Source organism: Pseudomonas sp. 58 R 3 (assembly GCF_900006605.1).
Lineage (GTDB): Bacteria > Pseudomonadota > Gammaproteobacteria > Pseudomonadales > Pseudomonadaceae > Aquipseudomonas > Aquipseudomonas salomonii.
In genome coordinates this window covers 306,716-315,672 of record NZ_CVTT01000050.1, presented here as the reverse complement: position 1 = coordinate 315,672, position 8,957 = coordinate 306,716, and the positions used below count along the sequence as shown (strand labels likewise).

Genomic DNA, 8,957 nt, shown 5'->3' with positions numbered 1-8,957 from the left:
TGTCCCGTCCTGAATAAGGTTTACACCTTCTGACCCAATCTCAGGAAGGCGTAATGAATTCAGGAAAAAGGCGCAGTCAGCGTGACTACTCGCTGACCTTTAAATTGTCAGTCGTCGATCAGGTCGAAAAAGGCGAGTTGAGTTATAAAGAGGCTCAAGAGCGCTACGGCATCCAGGGCAAATCTACGGTGTTGAACTGGCTACGCAGGCATGGTCGACAGAACTGGAGTCAAAGCGCGTCCATTCGTACCAAGAGATCCCGTTCCATGGATGAGCCCGACAAGCCGCTGACGCCCGAACAGCGAATCAAAGAGCTTGAAGAGCAACTCGCTCAAGCCAATCAGAAAGCTCAGTTTTTCGAAGCCGTTGTTGATGTACTCAAGAATGACTTTGGTGTCTCTGTCGTAAAAAAGCGATCCGGCAAGCCCTCTCCCAAAGGAAAGTCCAAGACCTGAGTATCAGCCGGGCTTGCCAGTTCATCGGGATATCCCGCCAGGCATATTACAAACGCATTCGAGCATGTAATGCTCGAGCCCTCCAGGCTCAGAAGGTTATGGGGTTCGTGCACGAAAAGCGCCTCAGACAACCTAGGCTTGGAACCCGAAAGCTTCATAACCTCATGCATAGCGAGCCCGAAGCCCCGGTAAAGGTTGGTCGAGACTGCCTTTTCGACATTTTGCGGGATCGCAGAGAGTTGGTTCCTCGAAAGCGGGCCTATCACAAAACGACAAACAGTCATCATCGCTTTCACAGGCACCCCAACCTGCTCAAAGAAGGGCCATCACAGGTAGTTGCTACGGCGCCAGAACAAGTTTGGGTAGCCGATATCACCTACTTGCCCACTCAAACGGGCGTGGCCTATCTGAGCTTGGTGACTGACGCCTACTCTCGGAAGATCGTGGGGCATCATGTTCACGAAAGCTTGCACACGGAGTCTGTGATTCAGGCATTCAGTAAAGCCCTCAAGTGCAGAAAAACAGAGCAAAACCTTGTTCATCACTCAGATCGAGGCATCCAATACTGCTCCGAGCTTTATCAGCGGCTGCATGTAAAGCACGGTATCCGGTGTTCTATGACCGATGGTTACGACTGCTACCAAAATGCTTTGGCCGAACGAGTGAACGGGATTTTGAAAACCGAGTTTCTCTTGCATCGGCCCAAAGATGCGGCTGAAGCCGCGCGAATGGTGGATCAATCCGTGCATATCTATAACAGTGAGCGGCCACATCTATCGCTGAAATACAAAACGCCCGATGCGGTGCATCGGGCGTTTTGAGGCTGAAATAGGTGTAAACCTATGTCAGGACTGGACAAGCAACTGCCTTACATATTCGGGTAAGTCGGCCCGCCCGCGCCTTCCGGTGTCACCCACGTGATGTTCTGCGAAGGGTCCTTGATGTCACAGGTCTTGCAGTGCACGCAGTTCTGGGCGTTGATCTGGAAGCGCTTCTCGCCGTCTTCCTTGGTGATCACTTCATACACGCCGGCCGGGCAGTAGCGCTGCGCCGGTTCATCGTAGAGCGGCAGGTTGGTGCCGATCGGGATGCTCGGGTCTTTTAGCTTCAAGTGGCACGGCTGCTCTTCTTCGTGGTTGGTACCGGAGATGAACACCGAGCTCAGCTTGTCGAAGCTCAACTTGCCGTCGGGTTTGGGGTAGTCGATCTTCTTGCTGTCCTTGGCGAGCTTCAGGCAGGCGTAGTCCGGCTTGGTGTCGTGCAAGGTGAACGGCATTTTGCCGCCGAGGATGTTCTGGTCGAACCAGTTGAAGCCGGCGCCGATGATCGGGCCGAACTTGTGCATCGCCGGGCCGAAGTTGCGGCTGGCGAACAGTTCTTCGTAGAGCCAGCTGGCTTTGAAGCTGTCGACGTAGTTGGTCAGTTCATCACCGCCTTCAGACTCGGCGAACAGGCGCTCGGCCACGGCGTCGGCGGCGAGCATGCCGGACTTCATCGCGGTGTGGCTGCCTTTGATCTTGGCCACGTTCATAGTGCCCAGGTCGCAACCGATCAATGCACCGCCCTTGAAGACCATCTTGGGCAGCGAATTGATGCCGCCTTTGGCCAGCGCGCGCGCGCCGTAACTGATGCGCTTGCCGCCTTCCAGGTACTGGGCCAGCACCGGGTGGTGCTTGAGGCGCTGAAACTCATCGAACGGCGACAGGAAAGTGTTGCTGTAGGACAGGTCGACGATCAGGCCAACGACTACCTGGTTGTTTTCCAGGTGATAGAGGAACGAACCACCGGTGTTCTCGTTGCTCATGATGTCCAGCGGCCAACCCGCGGTGTGTACCACCAGGCCTGGCTGGTGCTTGGCCGGGTCGATTTCCCAGATTTCCTTGAGGCCGATGCCGTAGTGCTGGGCGTCGGCGTCGCTGTCCAGCTTGAAGCGCTGGATCAGTTGCTTGCCGATGTGGCCACGGCAACCTTCGGCGAACAGCGTGTATTTGCCACGCAGCTCCATGCCTGGGGTGTAGACGCCTTCTTTCGGATGGCCTTCGCGGTCGACACCGAGGTCACCGGTGATGATCCCGCGCACCACGCCGTTCTCGTCGAACAGCGCTTCCTGGGCGGCGAAGCCTGGGTAGACTTCCACGCCCAGGTTCTCGGCCTGCTGAGCCAGCCAGCGGCACAGGTTGCCCAGGGAGATGATGTAGTTGCCTTCGTTGTGCATGGTCTTGGGCACAAAGAAGTCAGGCACCTTGGTGGAGGCGTCGGGGCTGCGCAGTACATAGATGTCGTCGCGTACTACCGGGGTATTGAGCGGGGCGCCGAGGGCTTTCCAGTCCGGGAACAGTTCGTTCAGGGCGCGTGGTTCAAACACGGCACCGGAGAGGATGTGGGCGCCGACTTCGGAGCCTTTCTCGACCACGCAGACGCTGATTTCTTTACCGGCTTCGGCGGCCTTCTGCTTCAGTCGGCAGGCGGCAGACAGGCCTGCCGGGCCAGCGCCGACGATGACCACGTCGAATTCCATGTATTCGCGTTCCACAGGCTATCTCCTACTCAAGGCTCAACAGGCTTTTTTTTCTAATGGGTGGAGGTTCGGTGTCGTCTTGCAACAACGGCAAGACCCACCTTTCTCTCTAGGTGGCGCATTATATCTACACCACTGGCAGCGTCCAATACAAACGTTTGTTTGAATTGCTTGCAGGCTAGGTAAATCAAAGCAACGCGGCTTATGACTGGCTATTTTGGCGTATTGACCAGAATAGGCGTTCCGGTCAATATACGGTCGGTTTTGCGCTTACCGTAGGCAGACAGCAGGTTTCAAGAGCACGTCCAAAAGCACGACAGGTGACGCGCGCGCCCAACGATGGCGCGCAGTTTACACGCTGCGATAAAGAATGACCTCTTAGTCACCCCTGACGAACGGTCATCATTTCCCCATCGCTGAGTCACTCGCCGAGGTTTTTGGAGGTGCCCTTGTGTGCCGATGAGCATCAACCGCCAGGTTCGCCTAGGCGACTTTCTTTTCACCGGAGAGTAACGAGGAATCCATGAAGGTTCTTGTAGCTGTCAAACGCGTTGTCGATTACAACGTGAAAGTTCGCGTCAAGGCGGACAATTCCGGCGTCGACCTTGCTAACGTCAAAATGTCGATGAACCCTTTCTGCGAAATCGCTGTGGAAGAAGCTGTACGCCTGAAAGAGAAAGGCGTGGCGACTGAAATCGTGGTGGTTTCCATCGGCCCGACCACTGCTCAAGAGCAGCTGCGTACCGCCCTGGCCCTGGGCGCCGACCGCGCCATCCTGGTTGAGTCGGCTGAAGACCTGACCTCTCTGGCCGTGGCCAAGTTGCTCAAGGCCGTTGTCGACAAGGAACAGCCTCAGTTGGTGATCCTCGGCAAACAAGCCATCGACAGCGACAACAACCAGACTGGCCAGATGCTGGCTGCGCTGACCGGTTACGGCCAGGGCACCTTCGCCTCCAAAGTCGAAGTGAGCGGCGACAGCGTCGCTGTGACCCGTGAAATCGACGGCGGCGCACAGACCGTTTCGTTGAAACTGCCGGCCATCGTCACCACCGACCTGCGTTTGAACGAGCCGCGCTACGCGTCTCTGCCAAATATCATGAAAGCCAAGAAGAAGCCGCTTGAGTCGGTGACTCCGCAAGCTTTGGGCGTTTCCACCGCCTCTACCAACAAGACCGTCAAGGTTGAAGCACCGGCTGCACGCAGCGCGGGCATCAAGGTCAAGTCGGTGGCTGAACTGGTCGAGAAACTGAAAAACGAAGCGAAGGTGATCTGATCATGGCTATCCTCGTAATCGCCGAACACGACAACAAGGTGCTGGCCCCGGCCACCCTGAACACTGTTGCTGCCGCAGCCAAAATCGGCGGCGACATCCACGTACTGGTAGCTGGCCAGGGCGCTGGCGCCGTGGCTGAAGCCGCTGCGAAAATCGCGGGCGTGAGCAAAGTCCTGAACGCTGACAATGCTGCTTACGCGCATCAGCTGCCGGAAAACGTTGCCCCACTGGTTGCAGAGCTGGGCGCTGGCTACAGCCACATCCTGGCCGCCGCCACGTCCAACGGCAAAAACATCCTGCCACGCGTTGCCGCGCAGCTGGACGTTGACCAGATCTCCGAGATCATCTCGGTTGAAAGCGCTGACACCTTCAAGCGCCCGATCTACGCCGGTAATGCCATCGCCACCGTACAGTCCAACGCTTCGGTCAAAGTCATCACCGTGCGTGCCACCGGTTTCGACCCGGTTGCCGCTGAAGGTGGTTCGGCTGCCGTTGAAGCCGTCTCCGCTGCCCACGACGCCGGCACCTCCAGCTTTGTTGGCGAAGAGCTGGCCAAGTCGGATCGCCCTGAGCTGACCGCTGCCAAAATCGTCGTTTCCGGCGGTCGTGGCATGCAGAACGGTGACAACTTCAAGCACCTGTACGCCCTGGCCGACAAGCTGGGCGCTGCGGTCGGCGCTTCCCGCGCGGCCGTCGACGCAGGTTTCGTACCCAACGACATGCAGGTCGGCCAGACCGGCAAAATCGTTGCGCCACAGCTGTACATCGCCGTCGGTATCTCCGGCGCGATCCAGCACCTGGCCGGTATGAAAGACTCCAAAGTGATCGTTGCGATCAACAAGGACGAAGAAGCACCCATCTTCCAGGTGGCTGATTACGGCCTGGTGGCAGACTTGTTCGAAGCCGTACCCGAGTTGGAGAAGCTGGTCTAATCCAGCCGCTTCACTTATAAAGAGCCCGGTCCTTGTGACCGGGTTTTTTTTTGACTTGCTGGAGAACCTCGCCATGGAACTGCGTCCCGTATTGCTGGCCCTTTCACTGCTGCCAAGCCTTGCGCTGGCCGCCGGCAAGTGTGAGCGCCTGGTGATTACCGGCAGCCCGGACGCGCCGCCTTTGCTCTGGCGTGACCCTCAAGACCCAACGCACCTGATCGGCGCCACCGCCGATGTACTGCAACAAGTCGGCAAGGACCTGGGCGTTAAAATCGACCTGCTCTACGGCGGCAAACGCTCCTCGGCCCTGGATGAAGTGCGCAGCGGGCGCATGGATATTCTCGCCGATGCGCCGCTGAACCTTGGCGAGCTGGAAACCCTCGACTACATCCACCCGGCGCTGGTGCAGATCGACTACCTGGTGTGGACGCGCAAGGATTCGCCGCTGGTTTACACCCGCGCTGAAGACTTGCACGGGCATAAAGGCGCGGTCTCCGAGCGTGCGCGCTTGAGCGTTGGTTTCGACGCCTTCGCCGCTCAACAGCTGAGCCTGCAACGTCTGCCCAGCTTGACTCCGGCGTTCCAGAAACTGCTGTTGGGTGAAGTCGACTACGTGCTGGCCGGGCGCTACTCGGGCATGGCCATGGCCCAGACGCTGGGCATGAGCAACGACCTGGTCGCCCGCGAAATACCCGTCGACCAGCCCGGCCTGTACCTGGCGATTTCCCACAACTCCGCCTGCAACGATCCGTGGCTGCGCGGACAGCTGGCGAAAAAGATGACAGAATTACCCGCGTCCGGTGTCGCGCAAGCGGCCTTGCAGCGCAACCTCGACCGCTGGAAAGCGCAATTGCAGCAACCCGTCGGCACCCCAGCAAAGTAAGGATTTTCAGTGACTCTTCGACCTCTTTTCGCGGCCCTCGCCGTTGTCGCTCTGGCGGGATGTGCAGCTGATCCTGCGCCGAATGAACAAATACGCCTCACCCAGCAAGCCTTGGAACAGGCCAACGCCGTGGGCGCCAGCACCGATGAATCGCCTGAACTGAAACTGGCCGAAGACAAGTTCGCCAAAGCCCGGGCCGACATGGCCGACCAATCCTACAAAGATGCGCGCATGCAGGCCGAACAGGCCGAGCTGGACGCGCGCCTGGCTGAAGCGCGGATATTGACGCGCAAAAGCCAGGAACAACTGAACGTGCTCAATACCCGCATCGCTCGCCTGCGCAAACAATTGCAGCTGGGAGAAGCCCAATGAGCCCGCTGATCCGTGGTTTGAGTGGTGTGTTGCTGCTGGGCAGCGTGGCGTTGGGCGGTTGCGCCAGCCATCCCAACAGCGAGCAGGCACTGCAACAAGCCAGCAGCGACTTCCAGAAGGTCAAGGAAGACGCGAATGTGCTGCGCTTTGCGCCCAAGGACGTGATTCGTGCCGGTGAGTCCCTGGCCCGCGCCGATCGCTTGTCCAGCTACTGGGGCAGCGGCCCGGACGTGGTGCATTACGCCTACCTGAGCCAGCGCTACAGTGAGATCGCCCGCGAACACACCGAGCAGGGGCTCAATGCCGAACGCGGCACCAAGCTGGAACTGGAACGCCAGCGCCTGCAACTGGCCCTGCGTGAGAGCAAGTTGGCCAGCGTGCAGCAGCAGGGCAAATGGCTCGAAGAGCAAATCGCCAGCCTGACCACCACCCAGACCAATCGCGGCCTGGTCATGACATTGGGCGATGTGTTGTTCGACACCGGTGACGCCGAGCTGCAAAACTCGGCCAATCGCACCGTGCTGAAGATCGTGCAGTTCCTGCAGTTGAACCCCAAGCGCGTGGTGCGCATTGAGGGTTACACCGACAACACCGGTGGCGAGCAGGAGAACCTCAAGCTGTCCCGCGACCGTGCGCAATCGGTGGCTGACGTGCTGATGGACCTGGGGATTGATGAAAAACGCATCCAGGTCGAGGGCTACGGTGACCAGTACCCGGTCGAGGCCAACGCTTCAGAGCGCGGCCGCGCGCAGAACCGCCGGGTGGAAATTGTGTTCTCCGACGAAAAAGGCCAGCTGGGCGCCGCTCGCTAATAACGCCTGACGCAGATCAAAATGTGGGAGCGGGCTTGCTCGCGAATGCGGCTTGTCAGTCAATGCATGTGCTGGCTGATTCGCCGTATTCGCGAGCAAGCCCGCTCCCACTTTTTTGTCCGACTTATACCCCTACAGTTTTCTCTATCACTGCCGCCCGCGCTCGACTATTGTGGCAACTGTCCCCGTACACTTCTAAACTGTGCCGGTATGTTTCACACAAAAATAAAATACCCGTGAAATCGAGTGCTGCGTCATGACCAATCTGTTGCTTTACCAACGTATCGCCCAGCAACTGGCTGAGGACATCCGGCGCGGTGTTTATCAACCCGGCGAACGTGTGCCTTCGGTGCGCAAGATGAGCTCACAGCTCAACGTCAGCCACGCCACGGTGTTGCAGGCCTACGCCAACCTGGAAGACCAGGGGCTGATTCGTGCACGGCCGCAGTCGGGTTATTACGTGCACCAGACGCCTGCACTCACGGCGCCGACGCCGGATATCGCCCGGGTTGAGCGTCCGGGGTTGGTCACGCGCAGCAGCATTATCCAGCAAGTATTGGTCGAGTCGCGCCGCGAAGGGGTGTTCCCGCTGGGCGCGGCCGTGCCGAGTGTCGACTACTTGCCGGTGCGGGCGTTGCACCAGCAACTGGCCAAGGTCACGCGTTTCCAGAGCCCGCGGGCCTTCAGCTACATGTTCAGCCCCGGTTTCGAGCCGCTGCGCCGCCAGGTGGCGATTCGCATGCGTGATGCCGGCGTGGTGGTGGACCCTTCCGAAGTGGTGATCACCCACGGGTGCGTTGATGCGTTGCAGATGTCGTTGCGCGTGCTGACGCGCCCAGGCGACTTGATCGCGGCTGAATCACCGACCTATTACGGTTTGCTGCAACTGGCCGACCTGCTGGGCCTCAAGGTTATCGAGATCCCCAGCGACCCGGCGACGGGCATGAGCCTTGAGGCGCTGCAACTGGCGGCCAACCAATGGTCGATCAAGGCCCTGGTGCTGACCACGCGCCTGAGCAACCCGCTGGGCGCGACCATGCCCGAGGAGCGGCAGAAACAGTTGCTGCGCCTGGCCTCGGATTTCGATATTCAAATTGTTGAGGACGATATCTACGGCGAGCTGATGTTCGAGCTGGGCCGTACCAAGGCCCTTAAAGCCTATGACCGCCTGGACCGGGTGATCTACTGTTCGAGTTTCTCCAAGACCTTGTCGCCTGGCGTGCGCATCGGCTGGATGATTGCCGGCAAGTACCAGCAGGAAATCCAGCGGCTGCAGATGTTCAGCACCCACTCGGCGTGCAGCGTTACCCAGATGGGGGTGGCGGCGTACCTGGAAAACGGTGGCTATGACCGACATCTGCGCTACATCCGCCAGGAATACCGCAAGAACCTCAGCGCCTTCCAGCTGGCGGTGCAGCAGTATTTCCCCGAAGGCACGCAGATGACCCGCCCGACCGGCGGCTTTATCCTGTGGGTCAGTTTGCCGGGAAGGGTCAATACCCAGGAACTGCACGTGCGCGCACTGCAGCAGGGCATCAGCATCGCACCGGGCGTCATCTTCAGTAATACGGAACAGTTCAACCACTGTATTCGGCTTAACTGCGGCACGCCGTGGAACCGCGAGGCAGAGCGAGCGCTGATGACGTTGGGGATGTTGGCCAGCCAATTGTGCCAGGAAACTGCGGCCGGATTTTGAACCTGGGCTGAGGCGC

8 protein-coding genes are annotated in these 8,957 nt (G+C 59.0%); 7 read left to right on the top strand and 1 reads right to left on the bottom strand.

Annotated features, from left to right (window positions below; translation table 11 throughout):
* The first annotated feature begins 53 nt into the window (after positions 1-53).
* Positions 54-1,276, top strand: a protein-coding gene (locus tag BFP92_RS14020) for an IS3 family transposase (RefSeq protein WP_122527355.1) whose coding sequence is annotated in 2 segments (ribosomal slippage) — positions 54-405 and positions 405-1,276 — 1,224 coding nt in all. Because the reading frame shifts where the segments join, the coding sequence is not laid out codon by codon here.
* Between the two features lie 47 nt (positions 1,277-1,323).
* Here the strand turns inward: BFP92_RS14020 and BFP92_RS14015 are convergent.
* Positions 1,324-2,988: an electron transfer flavoprotein-ubiquinone oxidoreductase gene (locus BFP92_RS14015; RefSeq protein ID WP_065929929.1), complete on the bottom strand. Its 1,665-nt coding sequence runs from the start codon at positions 2,986-2,988 to the stop codon at positions 1,324-1,326.
* A 508-nt stretch (positions 2,989-3,496) separates the two neighbouring features.
* Here BFP92_RS14015 and BFP92_RS14010 point away from each other — a divergent pair.
* From BFP92_RS14010 to BFP92_RS13985, 6 genes are all read left to right on the top strand, one after another.
* A complete protein-coding gene (locus tag BFP92_RS14010; RefSeq protein WP_065929928.1) occupies positions 3,497-4,246 on the top strand; it encodes an electron transfer flavoprotein subunit beta/FixA family protein in 750 nt (249 codons plus the stop codon).
* 2 nt (positions 4,247-4,248) lie between these two features.
* Positions 4,249-5,178, top strand: a complete 930-nt coding sequence (locus tag BFP92_RS14005; protein WP_056861617.1) for an electron transfer flavoprotein subunit alpha/FixB family protein — start codon at positions 4,249-4,251, stop codon at positions 5,176-5,178.
* Between the two features lie 73 nt (positions 5,179-5,251).
* Positions 5,252-6,061 (top strand): substrate-binding periplasmic protein, encoded by an 810-nt coding sequence (locus BFP92_RS14000; RefSeq protein ID WP_065929939.1) that lies wholly within the window; start codon positions 5,252-5,254, stop codon positions 6,059-6,061.
* Between the two features lie 9 nt (positions 6,062-6,070).
* The gene (locus BFP92_RS13995) at positions 6,071-6,433 is read left to right on the top strand and encodes a DUF4398 domain-containing protein (protein WP_065929927.1); all 363 of its coding nucleotides are present in this window, start codon (positions 6,071-6,073) and stop codon (positions 6,431-6,433) included.
* Positions 6,430-7,245: an OmpA family protein gene (locus tag BFP92_RS13990; protein ID WP_065929926.1), complete on the top strand. Its 816-nt coding sequence runs from the start codon at positions 6,430-6,432 to the stop codon at positions 7,243-7,245. The genes BFP92_RS13995 and BFP92_RS13990 overlap by 4 nt, the downstream gene beginning before the upstream one ends.
* 256 nt (positions 7,246-7,501) lie before the next feature.
* Positions 7,502-8,941 (top strand): aminotransferase-like domain-containing protein, encoded by a 1,440-nt coding sequence (locus BFP92_RS13985; RefSeq protein ID WP_017138335.1) that lies wholly within the window; start codon positions 7,502-7,504, stop codon positions 8,939-8,941.
* Positions 8,942-8,957: the final 16 nt, after the last annotated feature.

Bases quoted from the DNA above. Each gene is read 5' to 3' on its own strand.
- BFP92_RS14010 (WP_065929928.1), top strand. From the start codon at position 3,497: ATGAAGGTTCTTGTAGCTGTCAAACGCGTTGTCGATTACAACGTGAAA.
- BFP92_RS13985 (WP_017138335.1), top strand. From the start codon at position 7,502: ATGACCAATCTGTTGCTTTACCAACGTATCGCCCAGCAACTGGCTGAG.
- BFP92_RS14005 (WP_056861617.1), top strand. From the start codon at position 4,249: ATGGCTATCCTCGTAATCGCCGAACACGACAACAAGGTGCTGGCCCCG.
- BFP92_RS13990 (WP_065929926.1), top strand. From the start codon at position 6,430: ATGAGCCCGCTGATCCGTGGTTTGAGTGGTGTGTTGCTGCTGGGCAGC.
- BFP92_RS14000 (WP_065929939.1), top strand. From the start codon at position 5,252: ATGGAACTGCGTCCCGTATTGCTGGCCCTTTCACTGCTGCCAAGCCTT.